This window comes from Bradyrhizobium sp. SZCCHNPS1003 (assembly GCF_032381555.1).
Taxonomy (GTDB): domain Bacteria; phylum Pseudomonadota; class Alphaproteobacteria; order Rhizobiales; family Xanthobacteraceae; genus Bradyrhizobium.
In genome coordinates this window covers 130,951-152,394 of sequence record NZ_JAUHIU010000018.1, presented here as the reverse complement: position 1 = coordinate 152,394, position 21,444 = coordinate 130,951, and the positions used below count along the sequence as shown (strand labels likewise).

Sequence of the window (21,444 nt, the reverse complement as noted above, 5' to 3'; positions counted from 1 at the left end):
TCGGAAATCCAATCCTAACCCTTCTTGACCACCCGCCGCCCCATAGGATCTGTGGTACCTGCCGCCTGCATTTTTTTCTGCAGGCGGGCCGCAGGCCTCAGCCGAGGCCTGGCCTTCCCTGCGCCCTCTATTTGCGGAGGGCGGGCGGATGAATGGGCAAAGCTCGGACGCGGGATGCGTCGCGAGAACGATGACGTGCGGCGTGAGTACAGGATCCATCGTATTGCACGTCGTCCGCTGGCGCGTTGTCGGAAGCTTGCCGGGACGACAGCGGGCCAAACATCGGCAGGCGAGGCGAGCCGCAAGGACAAGGTATTGAACGTCGAGAGCAGCACAAGAGACAGCGAGCGGACGACTGGGGGGCAGTCGAACTGCATGCCTTCTCAGCTAATTCAACACCCGCTTGCCGTCGGGGCTGTCGAGCGAGAAGGCCGGCACGGCGATGTCGAAGTGCTCACCGCTCTCGCTCTCCATCTGGTACGAGCCGGCCATGAAGCCGGACGCGGTGGTGAGCGGGACGCCGGAGGTGTATTCGAAGCGCTCGCCTGGCGCGAGCACCGGCTGCTCGCCGACCACGCCCTCGCCGCGGACCTCCTGCTGCCGGCCGATCCCATCGGTGATGATCCAGTGCCGGCTGCGCAGCCGCACCGTCTCCTCCCCGCTGTTGGTGATGACGACGGTATAGGACCAGAACCAGCGGCCATCGGCCACCGACGACTTCTCAGGCAGGAAGTTCGGTTCGACGGTCACTTCGATGTGGCGAGTCACGGCGCGATACATGGTGGCATTGTAGCGGAAACCAGCGCCGGAACCAATCGGGACGCCATCGTGCTTTCAACACAGTTCCGCATTATGGCACCAGAATCGCGGACTCTGTCGCCCGTATGCGCGATCCGTTCCTTGGGCTCGGATCGGGCGCGGCCGGCAGCACCCTGGCGGTGATCGCCCTGTCCTGCGTCGTGCGATCGCCACCAGCCGTCCGCCAAGGTCGAAAAACTGGGCACGGCCCAGCTGATAAGTCCTTCATCGCTTGCGCGAAAACTGCGCAGCCCTACATTTCCCCTGCCGGGCCTCGAGGGCTGGCAGCTTTGACGCGGTGCCTGATGACGTCGATTGTCGATCGCCTTGCCGGACCGTCCGCCCCCGCAGCCAGCGCCGCACCCGCGCCGGCTACGGAGACTGCCGCTGCGGCGAGCGCGGCTGCACCTGCGGTTGCATCTGCATCTGCCGTCGCGGCTGCGCCGGCCGTCACCGCTGCACCCGCCAACACCGCCGTCCCTGCGATCACCTTCCCGGCGGTCGGCGAGCGCGAACTGCGGCTCGACCTGTTTCGCGGGCTGGCGCTATGGCTGATCTTCATCGACCATCTGCCGCCGAACCTGCTGACGTGGTTCACGCTCCGCAACTACGGCTTCTCCGACGCCACCGAGATCTTCATCTTCATCTCAGGCTACACGGCGGCGTTCGTCTACGGCCGGGCGATGCAGGATGCCGGTTTCATCGTCGCAACCGCGCGCATCCTGCGCCGCGTCTGGCAGATCTACGTCGCCCACGTCTTCCTGTTCACGATCTTCCTCGCCGAGATCTCCTACGTCGCGACCAGCTTCGAGAACCCGCTCTACACCGAAGAGATGGGAATCATGGATTTTCTCAAGCAGCCGGACGTGACCATCGTGCAGGCGCTGATCCTGCGCTTCCGCCCCGTCAATATGGACGTGCTGCCGCTCTACATCGTGCTGATGTTGTTCCTGCCGTTGATCCTGTGGCTGATGCGCTGGCGGCCCGACGTGACGCTAGGCCTATCCGTCATTCTCTATGCCGTGACCTGGGAGCTCGATCTCTATCTGACGGCCTATCCCAACGGCTTCTGGGCCTTCAATCCGTTCGCCTGGCAATTGCTGTTCGTGTTCGGCGCCTGGTGCGCGCTCGGCGGCGCGCGGCGCATGTCGCGCATCATCAACTCGCCGATCACGCTCGGGCTCTGCGTCGCCTATCTGGTCGCGGCCTTCTGTGTGACCCTGACCTGGTACATTCCGCAGCTCGGCCATCTGATGCCGCGCCGAATCGAGCAGTGGATGTATCCGATCGACAAGACCGACCTTGACGTGTTGCGTTTCGCGCATTTTCTCGCACTCGCAGCACTCACCGTGCACTATTTGCGCAAGGATTGGCCGCTCTTGAAGTCGCCGTGGCTGCGTCCGCTGATTGTCTGTGGGCAACACTCGCTCGAGATCTTCTGTCTCGGCGTGTTTCTGGCGTTTGCGGGCCACTTCGTCCTTGCCGAAGTGTCCGGCGGCGCCATGATGCACGCGGTGATCAGCCTTTGCGGCATCCTCATCATGTGGGGGGTGGCGTCGTTGATTTCGTGGTACAAGCGTGAGGCCGATAAGGGCGCGACGCGAAAAGGTGCGCGCAGCAACGCCGATCTGGCGGGAGGGGGCTGATGAAGTCCGTCTCGTGGTTAAGGTTTGGTATCGCAGTGCTGGCTGTTTCGCTGGCGGCCTCTGCGCGCGCGGAAGAGGCGCCGCAGAACTGCGAGGTGCCGGCCTACCTGCTGACCACCGAGAGCCCGCTCCCGAAGGTTGCAGACGCCGTCAAGAACGGCCGCACGCTGGATATTCTCGTCGTCGGAAGCCGCTCATCCTCCATTGTCAGCACGTCCGACGCCAATGCCTACCCCGCCCGTCTGCAGGCTGCGTTGAAGGACAAGCTGCCAACCGTCGCCGTCAATCTCAGCATCGAGCTGCAGCCCAAGAAGACGGCCGAGGAGGTCGCGGGCAATCTCGTTAAACTGGTGGAAGGAAAAAGGCCTAATTTGGTCATCTGGCAGACCGGCACGGTCGACGCCATGCGGTCGATCGATCCTGATGAGTTCCGGCAGGCGGTCGACGACGGTGTGGCGACGCTGCAGAAGGCGGGAGCTGACGTCGTCTTGATGAACCTGCAATACAGTCCGCGGACGGAGACATTGATCTCCGTGCCGCCCTATGTCGACAACATGCGTGTGGTGGCGCAGCACCGGGACATTCCGCTGTTCGATCGGTTTGCCATCATGCGGCAATGGAACGAGCAGGGCGATTTCGACCTGTTCAATCCGACGCACGGAGTCGAGCTGGCCAAGCAGGTTCATGACTGCCTCGGCCGGGCGCTGTCGAAGTTCATCATCGACGCGGCGCATATCGGGCCGGCGCAGCAGAACTAGGGTTATGTCGTTCATGACGTCGAATGAGTGTCACCGCGTCTCCGGGACATGGGAGAAGCTTTCGGCCGTTGCGGTCATTGCCATTGCCATCGTCCTCGCGCTGAGCCCGCAGAAGCTACGGGCGCAGAGCGCAGCGCCGGCTGCGCCCGCCGCGCTTTCCGATGTGGAGAGCTCCGATCCAAAGGCTCCGCTGATCAGCGAGCGACCGAGCATCGGTCACGTCACGGTGGCGCAGGCGAACGATCAGGTGCCCGGGCCGATCGCCGTGGCGCGCCCGGCGACCACAACCTCGCCGCCTGCGGCGACGACCGCGCCGGCCATGACCGATGCACAGCCGCCGGCTGCAGCCGGGCAGGCCGTCGTGGCGGCGCCGCCGTCGCGCAGCATCACCGAGCGGGCGATCGACAAGGTCAAGCAGGTCGCGAAGTCGGCCACCGACATCTTCAACCGCGTGCCGTGCCTGACGCCGAAGGGCGTCGCCAAGAAGAATTTCATTTCGCTGCCGCACGTCGCCAACAAGCTCGCCTCCGGCCTGCCGGTCGTCATCGTCGCCTTCGGCTCGTCGTCGACGCAGGGCTATGGCGCGAGCGCGCCGGACTACACCTATCCGAATCGGCTTGCCGCGCAGCTGCGCCGGCAATATCCGATGGTCGACATCAGCGTCATCAATGCCGGCGTCGGCGGCGAGGATGCGCCGGAGATGATGAAGCGGCTGGAGACGTCGGTGATCGACCGGCATCCGGATCTCGTGATCTGGCAGGTCGGCACCAATGCCGTGCTGCGCGATCTCGATCCCGCCGAGACCGCCAAGCTGGTCGATGACGGCGTCGCCAAGATCCAGGCGGCGGCCTCCGATGTCGTGCTGGTCGACCTGCAATATTCGCCGCGCGTCAACGAGCGCTCGGAGAACGCCAGCCGCATGAACAAGCTGCTCGGGCGTATCGCCGAGCTGCATCATGCCGGCATCTTCCCGCGCTTCGAGGTGATGCGCGACTGGCACGAGCGGCAGGCGATCCCGATCAACGAGTTCGTGATCTCGGACGGCCTGCACATGAGCGATTGGGGCTACGCCTGCTTCGCCCAGCTGCTCGGCGACGACATCATCCGCTCGGTCGGCCAGGTCAAGCTCGGCATCAACACGCCGGCCAACGTGCTGACCTATCGGCCGATGTGAGAGTGGCGAGTAGGGAAATAGCGAGTAGCGAATAGGATGCAATCGGTACTCCCTATTCGCCATTCTCTATGCGGCCATTCGCTACGCGGCCCTCAGGGCCGCATCCAGATCTTCGATCAGATCGTCGGCATGCTCGAGCCCGGCGGAGAAGCGGATGAAGCCCTCGCTGATGCCGAGCTCGGCGCGCGCCTCCGGCGTCAGCCGCTGGTGCGTCGTCGTCGCCGGATGCGTGACCAGCGTCTTGGCGTCGCCGAGATTGTTGGAGATGCGCGCGAGCTTCAAGCCGTTGAGCGTGCGGAACGCGCCGGCCTTGCCGCCCTTCACCTCGAAGCCGACCAGCGTCGAGCCGGCGCGCATCTGCTTGCGCACGGTCGCCGCCTGCGGATGGTCCTCGCGGCCCGGATAGATCAGCCGCGAGATCTTCGGATGCGCGGCGAGGAAGTCGGCCACCTTCGCCGCGGTCTCTGTCTGCGCGCGCACGCGCACCGCCAAGGTCTCCAGGCCCTTGAGCAGAACCCAGGCGTTGAACGGCGAGATCGACGGGCCGGTCTGGCGCATGAAATTGTGGATGTGCTCGGCGATGAATGCTTCCGACGACAGGATCACGCCGCCGAGGCAGCGGCCCTGGCCGTCGATGTGCTTGGTCGCGGAATACACCACGACGTCGGCGCCGAGCGCGAGCGGGCTCTGCCAGATCGGGGTCGCGAACACGTTGTCGACGATCAGCCGCGCGCCATGGGCGTGCGCGATCGCGGCGATCGCGGGAATGTCCATCACGTCGAGCGTCGGATTGGTCGGGCTCTCCAGGAAGAACGACTTGGTGTTCGGCCTGACCGCCTTCTGCCATTGGTCGAGGTCGAGCCCATCGACCAGGGTCGATTCGATGCCGTAGCGCGGCAAGAGATCTTCGACGACGTAGCGGCACGAGCCGAACAGCGCCTTGGCGGCGACGACGTGATCGCCGGCACGGAGGGGAGCGAGGATTGCCGTGGTGACTGCGGCCATGCCGGTTGCGGCCGAGCGGCACGCCTCGGCGCCCTCGAGCTCGATCATGCGGCGCTCGAACATCGCCGTGGTCGGGTTGGAGAAGCGCGAATAGATGAAGCCGGGGTCCTCGCCCTTGAAGCGCGCCTCGCACTCCTCGGCGGTGGCGTAGACGAAGCCTTGCGTCAGATAGAGCGCCTCGGCGGTCTCGCCGAATTCGGAACGCAAGGTGCCGGAATGCACCAGACGGGTTTCAGGACGATAGCGGGCGAACGACGCCGGGGCCTTCGCGGGGGACTTCGACATGTGACCTCCATCGTGACCACCGCCTCCAGCGATGGGCACAAAAAAACCGGCCTGGGAAAACTCCTCACGGCCGGGATCACAATCGTCCCCGGCCTGTTTAGCGACTTATTTAACGTGGCTGCAAGCCGGCCGGCTCAAATCACCACGGGATAAGTCGTGCTCATAGTCGCAACCGGCCTTTCCGTCAAGCCAGCCATCGGATAACCGGTAAAAAGACCCTATATAGGCTCGATAAGCCGCCGTTCCGGCGCCTGCAAAGGATCAGGTCTTGCCGTTTTCGCTCAGCCCCGACGCCCACGGCATCCTCCCCGATCGCATGATCGTGGCGATGGCGGAGGCTGGCCTGATCATCCCCGCATACGATTTTGTCGAAAGCCAGATCCAGCCGGCGAGCCTGGACCTGCGGCTCGGCGACATCGCCTATCGCGTGCGGGCAAGCTTTCTGCCCGGGCCGGGCGCGACGGTCGCCGAGCGTATCGACGAGTTGAAGCTGCACGAATTCGCGCTCGCCGACGGCGCAGTGCTGGAGACCAACTGCGTCTACATCGTGCCGCTCTTGGAGAGTCTCGCGCTGCCGAAGGACATCGTCGCGGCCGCCAATCCGAAGAGCTCGACCGGGCGGCTCGACGTGTTCACCCGCGTGATCGCCGACGGCACGCGACGGTTCGACATGATCGGAGCCGGCTATCACGGTCCGCTCTACGCCGAGATCAGCCCGAAGACGTTTCCCGTTTTGCTGCGCGAAGGCTCGCGCCTGTCCCAGGTCCGCTTCCGCTACCGCGACGCGGTTCTGTCGGAGGACGAACTGATCGCGCTGCATCAGGCCGAGCGGCTGGTGGATCGCGATGATGCGGATCTCGTCGGCGGCGTCGCTCTTTCCGTCGACCTGTCCGGCAGCAATGCCAACGGCTATGTGGGCTATCGCGCCAAGCGCCATACCGGCGTCGTCGACGTCGACCGCCGCGCCGGCTATGCCGTGGAGGAGTTCTGGGAGCCGATCAAGGCGCGCCCCGACGGCAGCCTCATTCTCGATCCCGGCGAGTTCTACATCCTGGCTTCGAAGGAGGCCGTGCAGGTGCCGCCGGACTACGCCGCCGAGATGGTGCCGTTCGATCCGCTCGTGGGCGAATTCCGTGTCCACTATGCCGGCTTCTTCGATCCCGGCTTCGGCTATGCCGGCGCCGGCGGGCAGGGCTCGCGCGCGGTGCTCGAGGTGCGCTCGCGCGAGGTGCCGTTCATCCTCGAGCACGGTCAGATCGTCGGCCGCCTCGTCTATGAGAAGATGCTGGCCCGGCCGAACGCGATGTATGGCAGCCGCATCGGCTCCAACTACCAGGCCCAGGGCCTGAAGCTCTCCAAGCACTTCCGCCTCTAGGCCCGGCTGCGCGCTGACCGCGCACCCCCAATGCGCCCGCTGCACGGGGCGCGGCCCGGCGGTGTGCTAGGAGGAACGACAAAGGTCCCGCCAGATGGCGCGGCCAAACGGGGAGCGAGCATGTCCGAGATCGGCTTGGCCGACAGTCCGGTCGGCGAGGGGCGTACGTTGCCGCCCATCGCGAAGCCGGTTCGGAATGCGCTCGTCGACGGACCCATTCTGCGCACCCTGCTGTCGCTGGCCTGGCCCAACATCATCGCGAACACGGCAGGCACCTGCGTCGTCATCGCCGAGACCTCCTATATCGGCCGGCTCGGTATCGAGGCGCTGGCGGCGATGGCACTAGTGTTCCCGCTGGTGATCCTGACCATGACGATGTCCGGCGGCGCCATGGGCGGCGGCGTGGCCTCGGCGATCGCGCGGGCGCTCGGCGCCGGCGACACCGAACGGGCCTCGACCCTCGCCACGCACGCGCTGCTGATCGCGCTATTGTTCGGCGCGACCTTCATGATCGGCATGCTGGTGTTCGGACCTGCCTTGCTGGAGGTGCTCGGCGGCCGCGGCGCGGTGCTGAGCCATGCCACGGCCTATCTGCAGATCTTCTTCGGCGGCGCCATCCTGCCCTGGCTGATGAACTCGATGGCCGGCATCCTGCGCGGCACCGGCAACATGAAGCTGCCGTCGTTCATGATCCTTAGCTCGGCCGTGCTGCAGATCGTGCTCGGCGGCACGCTGAGTCTGGGCCTCGGGCTCGGCATGCGCGGCGTCGCCGCCGGCGCGCTGCTGGCGTTCTGCGTCAGCATCTCGGTGATGGGCTGGTATCTGTTCTCCGGCCGCGCGCGCGTCCGGCCGAAGCTGCGGGGCCTCAAGATCAGCCGTGCGATGTTCGCCGACATCCTCAAGGTCGGCGCCATCGCCTGCTTCTCGCCGCTGCAATCCGTGCTGTCGATCGCGATCTTCACGCACATGCTGGCATCGTTCGGCACCGCCGTGCTGGCCGGCTACGGCATCGGCGCACGGCTCGAATTCATGGTGACCACTGTCGCGTTCTCCGTCGGCATGGCCTCGGTGCCGATGGTCGGCATGGCGATCGGTGCGGAAAGAATCGTGCGCGCCCGCCGGATCGCCTGGACGGCGGGGCTGGTCTCTTTCGCGTCGGTGGGTGCGCTGTCGACGCTGATCGCGATCGTTCCGCAATTGTGGGTCGACATCTTCACCCAGGACGAGAGCGCGCGCAGCGCGGGCCGGCACTATCTTCAGGTCGCAGCGCCAATGTATGCCTTCATCGGCCTGGCGATCTCGATGTACTTCTCCTCGCAGGGCGCAGCCAGGGTGATCGGTCCGGTGCTGGCACAGACGGTGCGGCTCGTCTTCATCGCCGCAGGCGGCAGCTATCTGCTGAGCCATGCCGCGACCGAGGGCGACTTCTTCATGCTGGCGGCGTCCTCGATGGTCCTGCTCGGAGTGCTGACGCTCGCCACCGTCATGCTCATCCGCTGGGGCCCGAAGCCGGCCGCAGCGCTGGAGCTGCGCCCGGCCGTGCTGGCGGCCGAGCTCGGCTCGGGGGCGCAGATCCCGCCATCTCCGCATGTCGGCTGACGGCTGCTCGGCTCGTCTAGGCGCGCAGCCCGCCTAGGGCGTCCTGCATCGCGCGCGTGCCGAGCGCCATCTGCTGCTCGATATAGGGCGCGATGGCGTGCGGCAGCACGTCGGTGATCCAGAGCATCCGGCAACCCTGCGCGCCGTCGGGGATGATCTGCACGGACGCGTTGTGATGCGTCACGCGTTCGCTCTCGATCGTGTAGACCAGACGCTGCTGCGCCTCGTCGCAACTGACGAGGCGTTCGCGCGCCACATTGCCGTTGGCGAAGGTCACGATCCGGACGTCGCCGTCGAGCTGGCAATCGACGACGAAGCCGGGCGCCAGCCGGGTATGAACGGCGCCGAAGTCGCGCACGGCGTCCCAGACGGCGGCCGCGGAGGCTGCGATCGGGATGTCCTTCTGAATCGATGCCATGGCCTGAGACCTCACGGACACACGGCTTCGATGTTGTTGCCGTCGGGATCGATCAGGAAGGCGGCGTAATAGGTCGGACTGTAGTCCGCGCGCGGCCCGGCGCCGCCATTGTCGCTGCCGCCGGCCTTCAGCCCCTCGCTGTGGAATCTGGCGACCGCCGCGTGGTCCCGGGCGCGGAACGCGATATGGGCGGCGCCTTTGCTGGCGCCCTTGTCGAGATACAGCCACAGCGCCGGCTCCCCCTTCGGGCCGATGCCCGCCGACGCCTCGTCCTTGGAGCAGAGGATGTGGCCGAGCGGCGCCAGCGCCGCTGTGTAGAAGCGGACGCTGGCGTCCAGATTGCCGACCTTGAGGCCGATATGATCGTACATCGATGATCTCCATGCTTCGCATGCGGCTGCCGCACGCGCTGGGATCATCCAATCAATGGCGGCTGAGATGGTCTTGGAGAATCTTGCGCTCGCCGCGCGACGCCTTGCGAAACTTCGCCGGCGACACGCCGGCAGCGCGCGCGAAGGTGCGGGTGAAATTCGACAGATCGGCAAAACCCGAATCGTAGGCGATGGTGGTGACCGGCGTATCCTCCTCGCTGAGACGCCGCGCGGCGTGCCGCAAGCGGGAGCGGATCAGATATTGATGCGGCGTCACGCCGATCGTGGCCGCGAACAGCCGCAGGAAATGGAACGGGCTGACGCCGGCCTCACCAGCCGCAGCCGCCAGATCGATGTCGCGCGCTGCATTGTCGTCGATCCACAATGCGCTCTCGACCGCGCGCCGGCGATCGCGAAGGCTTGGCGTCGCCGCCCGTTCCTGCTGGCCCGTGGCGGTCGCGACGAAGCGGCTGGCGATGATCTGGCCAACCTCGTCCAGACCGAGGTCCTGCTCGCGCGCGGCGACGGCCTCCGCGAGCTCACCGAGGACCATGAGCTCCGGCAGCGGCGGCATCGCGCCAACCCGCCAAGCCTGCCTGTTGCCGCCGATCTCGTCGATGAGCGCATGATCGAAGAAGAATGACAGGCATTCGTCGCCGCAGACGTGATCGTGCGTGCACATGAACTCATCGCCGGGATGGCCCACCAGCAGCGAGCCGGTGACCAGCTCGAAGAAGCGGCCGCGGTGCCGACAGCCGAAGCTCCCCTTGCGCACATAGGACAGCGAGTAGCTGGAATACTGCTCGACATAGGGACGCTCGCCCGGAACCGCCGCACAGCGGAACTCGGAGACGGTGACGTCACGGCTTTCGAACAGGATGGTGGCGGTCATCCTGCAAATCTAGCGCATTGCGGATGAAAGAGGAGGGCTGCGTCCGAGATAATATCGCGCGCAGCGAGGCGCCCGCTTACGACGCGCGCGGCCGGTCGACCGCGAGAAACGCGTCGAACAACGTCAGGCCTGCATGAGGCCGTGCGCCTTCGAGCGACAGCAGCCGCCGTTTGGAGATGACGCCGCTGTTGGGCGACGGCTTGTCGAGGCCGTTGCCGATGTCGCGCACGCGGTGACAGGGAACGATCAGCACGAGCGCATTCTTGCTCAGCGCCTGCGCGATCGAATTCAGCGCCTTGGGAACGTGCAGTTCGTCTGCGATCGCGTCGGCGCTGCGCGTCTCGCCGCGCGGAATGGCACGAATGCAATCATAGACGCGCTGGTTGAATGGTGTCACGCCGCCGAGATCGAGCACGACATCGGAGAAGTCGACCTCCTGCCCGCGCAGCATGGCGGTGATGCCTTCGATGGCGAGTTCAATATTCGAACACGGGCGCTGCTCCCGCGCTTCGGGAAACTGGCGAAACAGGCGCCGCCGCGTCTCGATTTCCCGTGCTTCCGGCAGTTGTACGCCGGTGATTCCGGCATCGCTCCACGCAATGCCGCAACGGCCGAGGGCCGTATCAAAGATCGTATACCCACGCCCCATGACGCCACCCCAACCCCACGCCACATCATATCATCGTCACGATCGCCCGCATCAACTTTGTTTACAAAGTGTTAACAGCGCGGCGTGACCGGGGCGGGTTTGCCCTGATTTGGGTGATGGTTGTCAAGCGTCCCGTTGCGATCGCTGCCTGCGATCTCTGTCATCGGCATCGCGATCACGAAATGCGGCGCAGCGCGCAGGCGAGGTGCGATCGACCAGAGGCGCTACGGCTGGCTCACCAATGTAGGTCTATCGCCAGCAAAATCAGGATCATGCGCAAGCCACAGTTCGAGCAGGCTCAGGAAGGTCACGGCGATCCCGATCGTGATGCTGACATGCATCGCCGACGTATGCACGAACCCGAGCAGCCACGGAGCTGCAATCAGCCACAATCCAAGCGCGACCTTCAGCCACTCCTCCCAATCGGCAAACGCCAGGAGGCCGCCGAGCGAGAGCACGACGACGGCAGCCCCCGCCAACGCAGCATCGATCCGGCCGGCGCTGCCGACAAAGCCGAACAGCCAGGGCGCGACGGCAAGGAACAGACCGCAGCCGAGGGTGTAAAGGTCGAGCGCCGACGGGCCCGACATGATGGCGAGGGCTTTCGAGGTTGCGGTCTGAGACGCGGGGCTGTGGCTCTGCATGATGTGAGCTCCCAGGACCTTGACGGCGGACCTTGACGGCGCGGCGAAGCAGCGAGGGGCGCCGCCTCCAACGGGCAAAAGCGCGACCGGCCCGATCCGTTCCGGAGCCGGCGGTCGCGGCCGATCACGATCCGGAGATCAGGCCGGTGCAGAACTGTTGCCTCCCCCAACCCTTGGGCCTGGCGGTGTCGCGGCAACAAGCCGCTTGGCGAAACGCATGGTCTCGGCTAAGCATTGGCGAACGCGGGCGTAGTTCAATGGTAGAACGGCAGCTTCCCAAGCTGCATACGAGGGTTCGATTCCCTTCGCCCGCTCCAATGCCGCAATGTCCTGCTGCTACGCTCTGCAAAATCAGCTTCGTACGGTAGCCGATGGCCGCAAAGCTGCCGCGCGTTTTGCATAGATCGCCTCGATCTCCTTCGTGAAGCTCCGCTCGATCGCCGGACGCTTGTTTTTCAACGTCGGCGTGATCAGGCCTTCCTGCACGGTCCATGGCTCCAAGGTCCAATGCACCGCCTTCGGCGTCGCATAGGACGGATAGGCCTTCGCGGCTCGCGCAATGTGGCGCAGCAGAGAGGCCGCTTCGGCCTCGGTGCCGCGCTGGCCGTGCGCCGCGAGCCTCGCCTGCTGCTCGGCCCAGCCGTTGGCGTTGAGCACGACGATCGCGGTCAGGAACGGCCGGTTCTCGCCGATCACGATGGCCTGCTCGAACAGCGGATCGGTCAGGATCGCGGTCTCCAGATCGGCGGGCGCGATCTTCTCGCCGGTCGAGGTGACGAGGATGTCCTTGATCCGACCGGTGATGGTGATGCGTCCGCCGTCGATGCGGGCCTGGTCGCCGGTGTGCAGCCAGCCGTCGGCTTCCTTGGTGCGGGCTGTCTCCTCCGGCCGGTGCCAATAGCCGAGCATCACGTTCGGGCCGCGCACCATCAACTCGTCATTGTCGCCGATGCGCACCTCGATGCCCGGCAGGGCCCGGCCGACGGTGCGAGGGTCGTTGTCGTCAGGCGTGTTGACGCTGACGACGGGCGATGTCTCGGTCATGCCGTAGCCCTGCAGCACCTCGAGCCCGAGCGCCAGGAACAGCCGCACCACCGGCTCGGCGATCGGCGCGCCGCCGCTCACGGCGACGTGCAGCCGTCCGCCGAATCGAGCCAGTATCTTGGCGGCGACCAGGCGTTGCAGCAGCGGCCACGCGATTCGGTCGAACGCTGAAAGTCTGGTTCCGCGCCCATGCTGCGCATCGAAGCGCCGGCCGCCGATCGCGATGGTCAGGTCGAGCAGCGCCCGTTCGAGCGGGTTTGCGATCGCGCGGTGATGCATGATGACCGAGTAGATGCGCTCATAGATGCGCGGCACGGAGATCAGGATGGTCGGACGGACCTCCACCAGATCTTCGGACAGCTGCTTCACCGAGCGCGCATAGGCGACGCAGGCGCCGATGGCGATCGGGTAGTAGTAGCCCGCGGTGCGCTCGAACGTGTGCGACAGCGGCAGGAACGACAGGAATACGTCGTCGGTATCGGCCGCCAGCCGCTGATGAATGGCCTTGAGGTTGGAGACGACGTTGTCGTGCGACAGCATCACGCCTTTTGGCCGGCCCGTCGTGCCCGAGGTGTAGACGATGGCGGCGAGGTCGTGCGGCGCGATGGCGATCTTGGTGTTGGGAAGCGCAGCGTTACCGGCCGCGTTCAACCACGCCTCCAGATCGATGAGGCGCGGATCGCCGGTCGGCTGGGTCGTTCGCCGGTCGGCGCAGACGATCCGCCGCAGGTCGGGCAGGGCCTCGCCGACCGCTGCGATCTCATCCCAGCGTGTATCCGAATCGACCAGCAGCAGCCGGGCACCGGAATCGGCGAGGATGTAGGCGATGCTGTCGGCGTTATCGACGGCATGCATCGGTACCGGCACCAGGCCGAGCGAGAGCGCGGCCTGGTCAATGGCGAGATGCGCGATTCCGTTCGGCATCAGGATGGCGACACGCTCACCTTGGGCGAAGCCGTCGGCCGCAAGCGCCCGCCGCCAGCGGTCGACGACGAGATCTATCTCGCGCCAGCGGAAGCTCGCCCATCGGCCGCTTCCTGCGTCGAAATGTCGGTAGGCCTGCTTGTCCGGGCTCCGTTCGACGCGCCAGCGCCAGAGTTCGGGCAAGGTGGTGATGGCGGCCAGCGTGCCGGCCGCCATGGCGTGATCATCGATGGGATTTGACTGCTGCACGCCCGTCTCCGGCGATCCTGAACTCGTCGCGAAGCAGAAGCTCTGCAGCGGCGGACCGGGTCCGACGTTGACGTAGCGCAATCACCACGAGACAGGTCGTGCGTCTGCGCATGGGAGCCCGGCTATCGCGGCAGGCCGACCGCACTGCGGAAGCCGGGCGGAACGGGACGTCCGTCAGGCGCCCTGCGGGACCTTGTCGAGAAACCCGGTGACGCGCTGGATGCGGCCGTCGGCCAGCTCGACGAAATCCGTGCCCTGGATCGGGGCTTCCGCATCCTCGGGGCCGAGCTCCCAGGAAAAGCGGAGATGATGACCGTGGCCGTCCGCGGAGCCGATCAGGCGAAAGCGGAAGTCGGGAAAGCGCTTCTGCACGCCCGCGACCAGGCCATCCACCCCATCGCGTCCTTCACCGCGCATCAGCGCGTCGACATAGAGCGCATCCGCGGTCCAGTGACGTGCGAGCAATGCGCCGCGCTGCGCGGCATCGCGTTCGTTCCACAGCGCGATGTAGCTCTCGGCGATCTCGGTTGGGTTGGTCATCGGTGCTCTCCATGTTGTGAACGATGAGGAGCCCATCATCGCGCCCGGCGCGCAGCGAATCGATTACGTCGAACGTCATCTCATCCGGAATGACAGAACTGTAAGTTGCCGCCTGTTTGCGCGAGGACTACTCCACGCGCGGAGGCGGTGCGGGGAATGCGTCTCATGATGTCCGACACTTGGAAGTGGATTGCCGTCGCAATCTGTCTGGTGCTGTTCACGGCGGATACCGTGCTCAAGCCGCAGGACAAGCCCAATCGCATGGTGTTCTTCGAGCTGCATCGCGGCGAGCGCCCGACGATGATCGGCATGATGCGCGACGACCTCGTCAAGCTGCCGGGACGCGGCGCCAGCCGCATCCGCGACGCGCTCGCGCGCGGCGAGACGTTAACGGTCTGGCAATATGAATTAAGAAAGATTGAAGACGGCAGCTATCAGGAGGTGCCGGAGCGGCAGATCCAGCTCGGCGCCGCCGATGCGCCGCTCGTCACGTTTGGAGCGCGGATTCGGCTGCCCGATAATTAGTTAACTTCACGGGGACCGAGGGCGTCGGGAGGCAGATCGCCCTCCCCGCTGCCAGCGCGATATCGGCCGGACCTCGCTCGATCTCGCGATCAGACGGCGCGCTGCTGGGAGTGATCCTGCCGCGCCCGCTTGCGGGGCGGAGCTCGGTACGGTCCAAACTCGTGATTGCATTGGTCGCATCTCCGGACTTCGGCCATGCCAGCCAGGGCTGGCGGGAGCCCGCACCCACGATCGTGATCGCACGAGCGCCCCTGGGCCGGCGATGAGAGGGGTGAGCGTCCCGCCGCCACTGGGCAGCGGGGCGTGTGTCGCGCGGAAGCTCGGCCACCGGGCTTTTCCGGAGTGTCGTTTGTGCCGCCGTGACGCCGCTGCCGCGCCGATGGGCGAATCATGCCGGGCCTCTGCCTTGCTCGTGGCGCCATCGCCATGTCCGGAACCAGCGTTCGGCCATTTTCGGTGGTAGCGACTCATTGGTGCAGCGGGCTTGCAACACTCGCGGTGAATTTGGCTTTCGTCACCGCGCCGTCCTGGACAAAAACACGATCTCGAAACACGCTGCATTTGCGATTTGGATTTGGCTTTCGCGTTCCGGTTCTGCGGATGGGCTCGTGGTCGCAAGGTCCCGCCGCAGTCCAAGCATCTCAAGAAGCGCATCACAAGACGCGTACCAAAGTCGGTCAGATCGGTTTCGCCGGGTTGAACTGGGGCTCGACATGAAATTCTGGACGGGGTTGCTTGCGGTCGTTCTGTTGCTGTCGGGGCTCGGCGCCAGCCAGGCCGTGGTCCGGATCGCCGATGACCGCGGCGGCCGGATCGGAACCTATGTCGACAAGTACCAGGGCCTGCGATCTTCCGGCGAGTATGTGATCATCGACGGGCTCTGCGCCTCGGCCTGCACCATCGTGCTCGGGGCGATCCCCCACGAGAAGATCTGCGTCACCTCGCATGCCAATCTCGGATTCCACGCCGCCTGGGATTTCGGCGCCAACGGCCGCGCCGTCACCAACCCCGAGGCGACCCAGATGCTGTACTCGATGTACCCGTCGCCGATCCGCCGCTGGATCACCCAGCGCGGCGGCCTGACGCCCCGGATGATCTTCCTGAAGGGCAAGGAGCTGCAGGCAATGTACAAGCCCTGCTATATGGATGCCCAGGCATCCTCTCCGGCCTCCTCGCATGTCGCGCCCAATGCGCCGGCCATCTCGCCGGCCGCGGCCAAGGCCTCCGCCTCCCATTGATGACGCCGGCCACCGGCCGTTTCGGGTGAGCGGCTGCCCGTCCGCGGCGCTTGCCTGGACCGGCCGCGGGGCTTATCTGAAGCGCGAGGAGCGGGCCGCTCGGGCCAGCACTCGCCCGATGAGTACGTCATCATGCAGCCTCTTTCAGCGCCGCAAGAGATACCGTCCGCGGCGGGTGACCGGCATTCGGCCTCCGCTTCGGCTATCGTGGCCGGGGTTGCGGCGATCGGGCTCGTCGCCGGCGCCGTGACGATGTGGGTGCAGTACGGGACCGCGGTGTTCTTCGAGACGATCGCGGCCGGCTGGCAAGCCTGCTTCTGAGACAGTGAAGGAGCGCGCAATGCCATCCAATGCCACCCGCCCCCTGGTGATCGTCGGAGCCTTTGCCGCCAGCCTCGTGGTCGGGCTGTCGCTGATGTTCCTCATCATGGGCGGCGGCCGAAACATCGCGGCGCCGGCCGCGATCGGCGGACCGTTCCAGCTGACCGACCAGAGCGGGGCCGTCGTCACCGAGAAGAGCCTTGAAGGCCGTCCGACCCTGATCTTCTTCGGCTTCACCCATTGCCCGGACGTCTGTCCGACCTCGCTGTTCGAGATCTCCGAGGTGCTGCGCGCGATGGGCAAGGACGCCGACGGCGTCAACGCCTATTTCGTCTCGGTCGACCCCGAGCGCGACAATCCGGCCGCGATGAAGGACTACCTCTCCAGCTTCGACCCGCATCTGAAGGGTCTGACCGGCGATCCCGAGGTCCTGGCGAAGGTTCTCACCGAGTACCGGGTCTATGCCAAGAAGGTCCCGCTGAAGGACGGTGATTACACCATGGACCACACCGCTTTGGTGTATCTGATGGACCGCAACGGCCGGTTCGTCGCGCCGTTCAACCTGAAGCGGACGCCCGAGGAAGCGGCGGCGGATCTCAAGAAATACCTCTGAGCGCGTTGACGGCTCCAGCCGGGCGGCCGCCTCCGGGCCGAATCCAGCCTCGAATTTGCGCCGGGATGGTCTATAAGGCGCTGACCATCGGGACCGCTGATGCAGACCGTCTTATCAAAGCCCGTGAAATCCGCGCCTGCGGCCCGCGCCGCCATCGCCAGCGCGCTGCTCTGCTTCGGTCTCGCCGCAGCCGGCTCGGAGGTGCGCGCCCAGGCGCCCGTGCGGCCCGCCGTCGAGGCGGCGCCGCAGGCCGTCCCCGGCTTCTGGGACCCGCGACGCCGGCCCGACCGGCCCGATTTGTCACGCCTCACCGTGATTCGTTTCCTGACCGAGACCGACTATCCGCCGTTCAACTTCACCGGTCCGGACGGCAATCCGGCCGGCTTCAACGTCGATCTGGCACGGGCGATCTGCGACGAGATCAAGGTCACCTGCACCGTCCAGATGCGCCGGTTCGAAACCCTGCTCGATGCGCTGTCCTCGAACCGGGGCGATGCGATCATCGCCTCGATCGCGGTGACGCCGCAGATGCGGGCGCGGGCCGACTTCTCCGATCCGTATTACCGGGCGCCCGCTCGCTTCGTGTCCCGCCGCGATGCCGTCATGACCGAGATCCGCCCCGAATTTCTCGAGGGCAAGAAGATCGGCGCCGTCGCCGGCACCGCGCATGAGGCCTACCTCAAGGCGATGTTCACCGACGCCGAGATCAAGACCTATCCGAACGACGAGGCGCTGCGGCAGGCGCTGCGCCGAGCCGAGGTCGACCTGATCTTCGGCGACGGCATCTCGCTGGCGTTCTGGGTCAATGGCACCGATTCCGGCGATTGCTGCGCCTTTTCCGGTGGACCTTTCGTCGAAAGCCGCTATTTCGGCGAGGGCGTCGGCATCGCCGTGCGCAAGGGCAACGACCTCTTGCGCCAGGCGCTGAACTGGGCGCTGTTCCGGGTCTGGGAAAAAGGCCGCTACACCGACCTGTGGCTGCGCTACTTCTCGATCAGCCCGTTCTAGCGCTTGCCGTCGTTCCGGGGCGCGTCGAAGACGCGAACCCCGGAACCTCGAGATTCCGGGTTCGATGCTTCGCATCACCCCGGAATGATGGGTATCATGACCGCTGTTTTGCACTGACGTCTTCGGAGAAGTCTTTTTCACGATGTCCACGATCGATCTCGTCCAGACCAGCCCGAGCGACTTGCGCGCGCTCGCCGAACAATCCAACGCCTGGCCGTTCGAGCAGGCGAAAGCGATCGTCAACCGGCTGAAGAAGAACCCCAAGGACGAGGTGCTGTTCGAGACCGGCTACGGCCCGTCCGGCCTGCCGCATATCGGCACCTTCGGCGAGGTCGCGCGCACCACCATGGTCCGCCACGCCTTCCGCGTGCTCACCGAGGACAAGATCAAGACCCGCCTGATCGCGTTCTCGGACGACATGGACGGCCTGCGCAAGGTGCCGGACAACGTGCCGAACAAGGACATGCTGGCCACGCATCTGGGCAAGCCGCTGTCGCGCATCCCGGATCCGTTCTCCAACGAATATCCGTCGTTCGCCGCTCACAACAATGCGCGGCTGCGCGCCTTCCTCGACCGGTTCGGCTTCGACTACGAGTTCGCCTCCGCGACCGACTACTACACCTCCGGCAAGTTCGACGCGGCTCTGCTGCGCATGCTGGAGCGGCTCGAGAAGGTGATGGCGATCATGCTGCCGAGCTTGCGCGAGGAGCGCGCGGCGAGCTACTCGCCGTTCCTGCCGATCTGCCCGCGCACCGGCCTCGTGCTGTATGTGCCGATCGTCGAGCACGACGCCAAGGCCGGCACCATCTCCTACGACGATCCGGAGACCAAGGAGCGCATGACCGTTCCGGTGACCGGCGGCCATTGCAAGCTGCAATGGAAGCCGGACTGGGCGATGCGCTGGCATGCGCTGGGCGTCGACTATGAAATGGCCGGCAAGGACCTGATCGATTCGGTGAAGCTGTCGGGCAAGATCTGCGCGGCGCTCGGCGGCACCCCGCCTGAGGGCTTCAATTACGAGCTGTTCCTCGACGAGAAGGGCCAGAAGATCTCGAAGTCGAAGGGCAACGGGCTGACCATCGACGAATGGCTGCGCTACGCCTCGCCGGAATCGCTGTCGCTATTCATGTATCGCGAGCCGAAGGCGGCGAAGCGGCTGTATTTCGACGTCATCCCGCGCAACGTCGACGACTATCAGCAGTTCCTCGATGGTTTTCGGAAGCAGGACGCCAAGCAACAGCTCGGCAATCCGGTCTGGCACATTCATTCCGGAAAGCCGCCGAAGGCCGACATGCCCGTCACCTTCCAACTGCTGCTGACCTTGGTGTCGTCGTCGAACGCGGAGAATGCCGAGACGCTGTGGGGCTTCATCGGCCGCTACCGGCCCGGCGTGACGCCGCAGACGCATCCCAAGCTCGACGCGATGGTCGGCTACGCCATCAACTACTATCGCGACTTCGTGGCGCCGACCAAGACCTTCCGCGAGCCGACCGAGGGTGAGCGCGTGGCGCTGCAGGACCTGCGCGATGCGCTGTCGAACCTGCCGGCTGACGCGACGGCCGAGGACATTCAGAACGTGGTCTACGAGATCGGCCGCCGCGAGCCGTTCCTCGACCACGCCAAGAAGGGCAAGGACGGCCGCCCCGGTGTCTCGCTCGACTGGTTCAACATGCTCTACCAGGTGCTGCTCGGCCAGGAGAAGGGCCCCCGTTTCGGCTCCTTCGTCGCGGTCTACGGCGTGAACAATGCGGTGGCGATGATCGACGGGGCATTGGCGCGCTCGGCACCGCGGCCACCGCATCAAGCGGAGACTATAAGGTCGATCGCCAAACTCGCGCTCAACGACGCTTTGCAAATTCACGCGTTAATCGCTCTGTTGAGAGTGCAGAATTCGAAGGGGATCAATAGCCAGCTGTCCAAAGCAGGAGCTGCAAAAGCGGCCGCGGTCGCAAGGAATGCAATGATTGGCTATTTGGTTACTTTGGTCGCTCGCGCATATGCAGAGCCAAAGCAAGGTGATTTGCATCTGTGTGCCGCCGCAGAGATACTAAAGACAGACCAGACCTCCCGAGAGATATTCGATTGCGGTGATAAGCCGAAGAAGGTTGCGGACTTCGAAGAGTATTGGGCAAAGTGTCGAGGTGATCATCGCTTGCCAAAAATCAAGAACTTTCGCGATAAGCACACTGCACATCTCGGTGTCGTCCAAAATATACCTGAACCTGCTTATCGAGAGCTGTTTGAATTTGGCGAGGCGACGGCGCAAGCTATGGAATGGTTAGCGCTTGCAACGGGAGTGGCGGTCAACCCGATAGCGGGAAACAACGATTCGGCGCTCTCGGCTGAAGCTTTTTGGAAGCCGTGGCAGGAGAGTAGCTTTCTGTAATTCGAAACTTAGCTGATCCCTCCTTCTCTTTCGGAGTGAGAGACGGGTCAGTGTTAGGTTAGCAGTTTTCGGCGTCCGCGAATTTGACTACACCCCGTGCAGCACGAAGCGGCGGTCGAGCTTCTGCACCGGGCGCGCGTTCATCGGATACAGCTTGGCGAATTTCGCGACGTCCGCTTCCGCGACCGAGACCGGCTCGCTCAGCAGCAGCCATTCGACCACCTCTGAGCAGGGCGGCGTCGTCAGCGAGCCGGCATAGCGATAATAGGAGCGGCGTGCCGGCAGCATCATGTTGGGGTTGATGCGCGGATCGGCCTTGACCGCGGGACCCTCCTTGTCCGGCATCGTCGCCACGATCTGCGCGAAGGCGGGATTGGGCCGGCCGGTGGTCATGAGAACGCCGACCACGGCGAGCCCGCCCGACGCGGCGCGGTGGACGAAATGCGCCTCCATCGGATAGTTCTTGCCACCGATCTGATGCTCGCTCGGGCGATGGAAATGCACCTGCAGCAGCTTGTAGGTGGTGCCGTCGAGCTTCAGGGTGCTGCTGCCGTCGGCAAAGTTGAGCTGGATGGTGTGACCATTGTTGACGATGGTGTCGGCGGTCCTGGCCCAGCTCAGCTTGAAGTTGGGCAGTTGGGCCCGGGTCGAGTGCTCGATGTCGATGGGCGATTGCTGGGTGCCGACGCCGCAGACCTTGTTGGCCGCATCGAGATCCCCCCAATTGGCCGGTCCGGTCGCGCCCTCATAGCTCCAATGCGGGGCGCCCTCGGCGGCGAAGCCCGGGGTCGCGCAGGCGGGGCAGAGGGCGAGCCCCGCAAGAGCCTTCAAGACGTGGCGGCGGTCCATGGCAATCTCCAAAAGGTTCAAGCGTGGGCATGATCGGTTGCGAATCGCGCGCAACAGGAAAACCGAATCAGGTTAACCCTTGCTGAGGAACCGGCTGCGTCCTCGCGAACTCGCAGTCACTCGGGTGCAGCCT

The 21,444-nt window shown here is 65.2% G+C and carries 20 protein-coding genes, 1 tRNA gene, 1 pseudogene and 1 riboswitch; of the genes and pseudogenes, 12 read left to right on the top strand and 10 right to left on the bottom strand.

Annotation, left to right across the window (positions count from 1 at the left end; translation table 11 throughout):
• Positions 1-387: 387 nt before the first annotated feature.
• Positions 388-780, bottom strand: coding sequence for a Co2+/Mg2+ efflux protein ApaG (gene apaG / locus QX126_RS26850; protein WP_315735770.1), 393 nt, complete (start codon positions 778-780; stop codon positions 388-390).
• Between the two features lie 323 nt (positions 781-1,103).
• On the opposite strand from apaG, the gene QX126_RS26845 reads away from it, so the two are divergent.
• The 3 genes from QX126_RS26845 to QX126_RS26835 are packed head-to-tail and all read left to right on the top strand — an operon-like array spanning position 1,104 to position 4,376.
• Entirely contained in the window at positions 1,104-2,444 is a 1,341-nt protein-coding gene (locus QX126_RS26845; RefSeq protein WP_315784834.1) for an OpgC domain-containing protein, read from the top strand.
• Complete coding sequence (locus tag QX126_RS26840; protein WP_315735774.1) at positions 2,444-3,202, top strand: SGNH/GDSL hydrolase family protein; 759 nt, start codon at positions 2,444-2,446, stop codon at positions 3,200-3,202. The genes QX126_RS26845 and QX126_RS26840 overlap by 1 nt, the downstream gene beginning before the upstream one ends.
• Before the next feature lie 13 nt (positions 3,203-3,215).
• Positions 3,216-4,376: an SGNH/GDSL hydrolase family protein gene (locus QX126_RS26835; protein WP_315784831.1), complete on the top strand. Its 1,161-nt coding sequence runs from the start codon at positions 3,216-3,218 to the stop codon at positions 4,374-4,376.
• 81 nt (positions 4,377-4,457) lie between these two features.
• Here QX126_RS26835 and QX126_RS26830 read toward each other — a convergent pair whose 3' ends face one another.
• The gene (locus QX126_RS26830; RefSeq protein ID WP_315778386.1) at positions 4,458-5,666 is read right to left on the bottom strand and encodes an O-succinylhomoserine sulfhydrylase; all 1,209 of its coding nucleotides are present in this window, start codon (positions 5,664-5,666) and stop codon (positions 4,458-4,460) included.
• Positions 5,667-5,742: 76 nt separating this feature from the next.
• A riboswitch (SAM riboswitch) is annotated at positions 5,743-5,822 on the bottom strand.
• A gap of 112 nt (positions 5,823-5,934) precedes the next feature.
• Here QX126_RS26830 and QX126_RS26825 point away from each other — a divergent pair.
• Together QX126_RS26825 and QX126_RS26820 are read left to right on the top strand one after the other, a co-directional pair.
• Positions 5,935-7,041 (top strand): 2'-deoxycytidine 5'-triphosphate deaminase, encoded by a 1,107-nt coding sequence (locus QX126_RS26825; protein ID WP_315735780.1) that lies wholly within the window; start codon positions 5,935-5,937, stop codon positions 7,039-7,041.
• Between the two features lie 120 nt (positions 7,042-7,161).
• Positions 7,162-8,640 carry an MATE family efflux transporter gene (locus QX126_RS26820; RefSeq protein WP_315784828.1) on the top strand — a complete coding sequence of 493 codons (1,479 nt, stop codon included), beginning with the start codon at positions 7,162-7,164 and terminating at the stop codon, positions 8,638-8,640.
• A gap of 16 nt (positions 8,641-8,656) precedes the next feature.
• On the opposite strand, the gene QX126_RS26815 is transcribed toward QX126_RS26820, so the two are convergent.
• The 5 genes from QX126_RS26815 to QX126_RS26795 form a co-directional block, all read right to left on the bottom strand.
• Positions 8,657-9,058, bottom strand: a complete 402-nt coding sequence (locus QX126_RS26815) for an SRPBCC family protein (RefSeq protein WP_315735783.1) — start codon at positions 9,056-9,058, stop codon at positions 8,657-8,659.
• Between the two features lie 11 nt (positions 9,059-9,069).
• Positions 9,070-9,429: a VOC family protein gene (locus QX126_RS26810; RefSeq protein WP_315778383.1), complete on the bottom strand. Its 360-nt coding sequence runs from the start codon at positions 9,427-9,429 to the stop codon at positions 9,070-9,072.
• 52 nt (positions 9,430-9,481) lie between these two features.
• Positions 9,482-10,321, bottom strand: a complete 840-nt coding sequence (locus QX126_RS26805; RefSeq protein ID WP_315784825.1) for an AraC family transcriptional regulator — start codon at positions 10,319-10,321, stop codon at positions 9,482-9,484.
• Positions 10,322-10,397: 76 nt separating this feature from the next.
• The gene (locus tag QX126_RS26800; protein ID WP_315757628.1) at positions 10,398-10,970 is read right to left on the bottom strand and encodes a methylated-DNA--[protein]-cysteine S-methyltransferase; all 573 of its coding nucleotides are present in this window, start codon (positions 10,968-10,970) and stop codon (positions 10,398-10,400) included.
• Between the two features lie 224 nt (positions 10,971-11,194).
• Positions 11,195-11,614 carry an SPW repeat protein gene (locus tag QX126_RS26795; RefSeq protein ID WP_315784822.1) on the bottom strand — a complete coding sequence of 140 codons (420 nt, stop codon included), beginning with the start codon at positions 11,612-11,614 and terminating at the stop codon, positions 11,195-11,197.
• A 243-nt stretch (positions 11,615-11,857) separates the two neighbouring features.
• On the opposite strand from QX126_RS26795, the gene QX126_RS26790 reads away from it, so the two are divergent.
• Positions 11,858-11,931 (top strand) — tRNA-Gly (locus QX126_RS26790).
• A gap of 34 nt (positions 11,932-11,965) precedes the next feature.
• Here the strand turns inward: QX126_RS26790 and QX126_RS26785 are convergent.
• Entirely contained in the window at positions 11,966-13,831 is a 1,866-nt protein-coding gene (locus tag QX126_RS26785) for an AMP-dependent synthetase/ligase (protein WP_315784820.1), read from the bottom strand.
• A gap of 174 nt (positions 13,832-14,005) precedes the next feature.
• Positions 14,006-14,371: a nuclear transport factor 2 family protein gene (locus QX126_RS26780; RefSeq protein ID WP_315784817.1), complete on the bottom strand. Its 366-nt coding sequence runs from the start codon at positions 14,369-14,371 to the stop codon at positions 14,006-14,008.
• A 165-nt stretch (positions 14,372-14,536) separates the two neighbouring features.
• Between QX126_RS26780 and QX126_RS26775 the strand changes: the two genes are divergently transcribed.
• The 6 genes and pseudogenes from QX126_RS26775 to QX126_RS26750 form a co-directional block, all read left to right on the top strand.
• The gene (locus QX126_RS26775) at positions 14,537-14,896 is read left to right on the top strand and encodes a hypothetical protein (protein ID WP_315784814.1); all 360 of its coding nucleotides are present in this window, start codon (positions 14,537-14,539) and stop codon (positions 14,894-14,896) included.
• Positions 14,897-15,609: 713 nt separating this feature from the next.
• The gene (locus QX126_RS26770; protein WP_315778377.1) at positions 15,610-16,134 is read left to right on the top strand and encodes a hypothetical protein; all 525 of its coding nucleotides are present in this window, start codon (positions 15,610-15,612) and stop codon (positions 16,132-16,134) included.
• Positions 16,135-16,266: 132 nt separating this feature from the next.
• Entirely contained in the window at positions 16,267-16,455 is a 189-nt protein-coding gene (locus tag QX126_RS26765) for a hypothetical protein (RefSeq protein WP_315784812.1), read from the top strand.
• A gap of 19 nt (positions 16,456-16,474) precedes the next feature.
• On the top strand, positions 16,475-17,068 hold the full coding sequence (locus tag QX126_RS26760; RefSeq protein ID WP_315735806.1) for an SCO family protein: 594 nt from the start codon (positions 16,475-16,477) through the stop codon (positions 17,066-17,068).
• A gap of 99 nt (positions 17,069-17,167) precedes the next feature.
• Complete coding sequence (locus QX126_RS26755; RefSeq protein ID WP_315735807.1) at positions 17,168-18,076, top strand: transporter substrate-binding domain-containing protein; 909 nt, start codon at positions 17,168-17,170, stop codon at positions 18,074-18,076.
• A gap of 142 nt (positions 18,077-18,218) precedes the next feature.
• Positions 18,219-19,862, top strand: a pseudogene (locus QX126_RS26750) (lysine--tRNA ligase); the annotation flags it as partial.
• A gap of 687 nt (positions 19,863-20,549) precedes the next feature.
• Here QX126_RS26750 and QX126_RS26745 read toward each other — a convergent pair.
• Entirely contained in the window at positions 20,550-21,311 is a 762-nt protein-coding gene (locus QX126_RS26745; RefSeq protein WP_315784809.1) for a carbonic anhydrase family protein, read from the bottom strand.
• Positions 21,312-21,444 lie beyond the last annotated feature (133 nt).

Coding starts and splice junctions, on each gene's coding strand:
- QX126_RS26770 (WP_315778377.1), top strand. CDS start 15,610: ATGAAATTCTGGACGGGGTTGCTTGCGGTCGTTCTGTTGCTGTCGGGG.
- QX126_RS26800 (WP_315757628.1), bottom strand. CDS start 10,970: ATGGGGCGTGGGTATACGATCTTTGATACGGCCCTCGGCCGTTGCGGC.
- QX126_RS26755 (WP_315735807.1), top strand. CDS start 17,168: ATGCAGACCGTCTTATCAAAGCCCGTGAAATCCGCGCCTGCGGCCCGC.
- QX126_RS26805 (WP_315784825.1), bottom strand. CDS start 10,321: ATGACCGCCACCATCCTGTTCGAAAGCCGTGACGTCACCGTCTCCGAG.
- QX126_RS26820 (WP_315784828.1), top strand. CDS start 7,162: ATGTCCGAGATCGGCTTGGCCGACAGTCCGGTCGGCGAGGGGCGTACG.
- QX126_RS26815 (WP_315735783.1), bottom strand. CDS start 9,058: ATGGCATCGATTCAGAAGGACATCCCGATCGCAGCCTCCGCGGCCGCC.
- QX126_RS26810 (WP_315778383.1), bottom strand. CDS start 9,429: ATGTACGATCATATCGGCCTCAAGGTCGGCAATCTGGACGCCAGCGTC.
- QX126_RS26745 (WP_315784809.1), bottom strand. CDS start 21,311: ATGGACCGCCGCCACGTCTTGAAGGCTCTTGCGGGGCTCGCCCTCTGC.
- QX126_RS26775 (WP_315784814.1), top strand. CDS start 14,537: ATGATGTCCGACACTTGGAAGTGGATTGCCGTCGCAATCTGTCTGGTG.
- QX126_RS26765 (WP_315784812.1), top strand. CDS start 16,267: ATGCAGCCTCTTTCAGCGCCGCAAGAGATACCGTCCGCGGCGGGTGAC.
- QX126_RS26845 (WP_315784834.1), top strand. CDS start 1,104: ATGACGTCGATTGTCGATCGCCTTGCCGGACCGTCCGCCCCCGCAGCC.
- QX126_RS26840 (WP_315735774.1), top strand. CDS start 2,444: ATGAAGTCCGTCTCGTGGTTAAGGTTTGGTATCGCAGTGCTGGCTGTT.
- QX126_RS26830 (WP_315778386.1), bottom strand. CDS start 5,666: ATGTCGAAGTCCCCCGCGAAGGCCCCGGCGTCGTTCGCCCGCTATCGT.
- apaG (WP_315735770.1), bottom strand. CDS start 780: ATGTATCGCGCCGTGACTCGCCACATCGAAGTGACCGTCGAACCGAAC.
- QX126_RS26835 (WP_315784831.1), top strand. CDS start 3,216: ATGACGTCGAATGAGTGTCACCGCGTCTCCGGGACATGGGAGAAGCTT.
- QX126_RS26780 (WP_315784817.1), bottom strand. CDS start 14,371: ATGACCAACCCAACCGAGATCGCCGAGAGCTACATCGCGCTGTGGAAC.
- QX126_RS26795 (WP_315784822.1), bottom strand. CDS start 11,614: ATGCAGAGCCACAGCCCCGCGTCTCAGACCGCAACCTCGAAAGCCCTC.
- QX126_RS26760 (WP_315735806.1), top strand. CDS start 16,475: ATGCCATCCAATGCCACCCGCCCCCTGGTGATCGTCGGAGCCTTTGCC.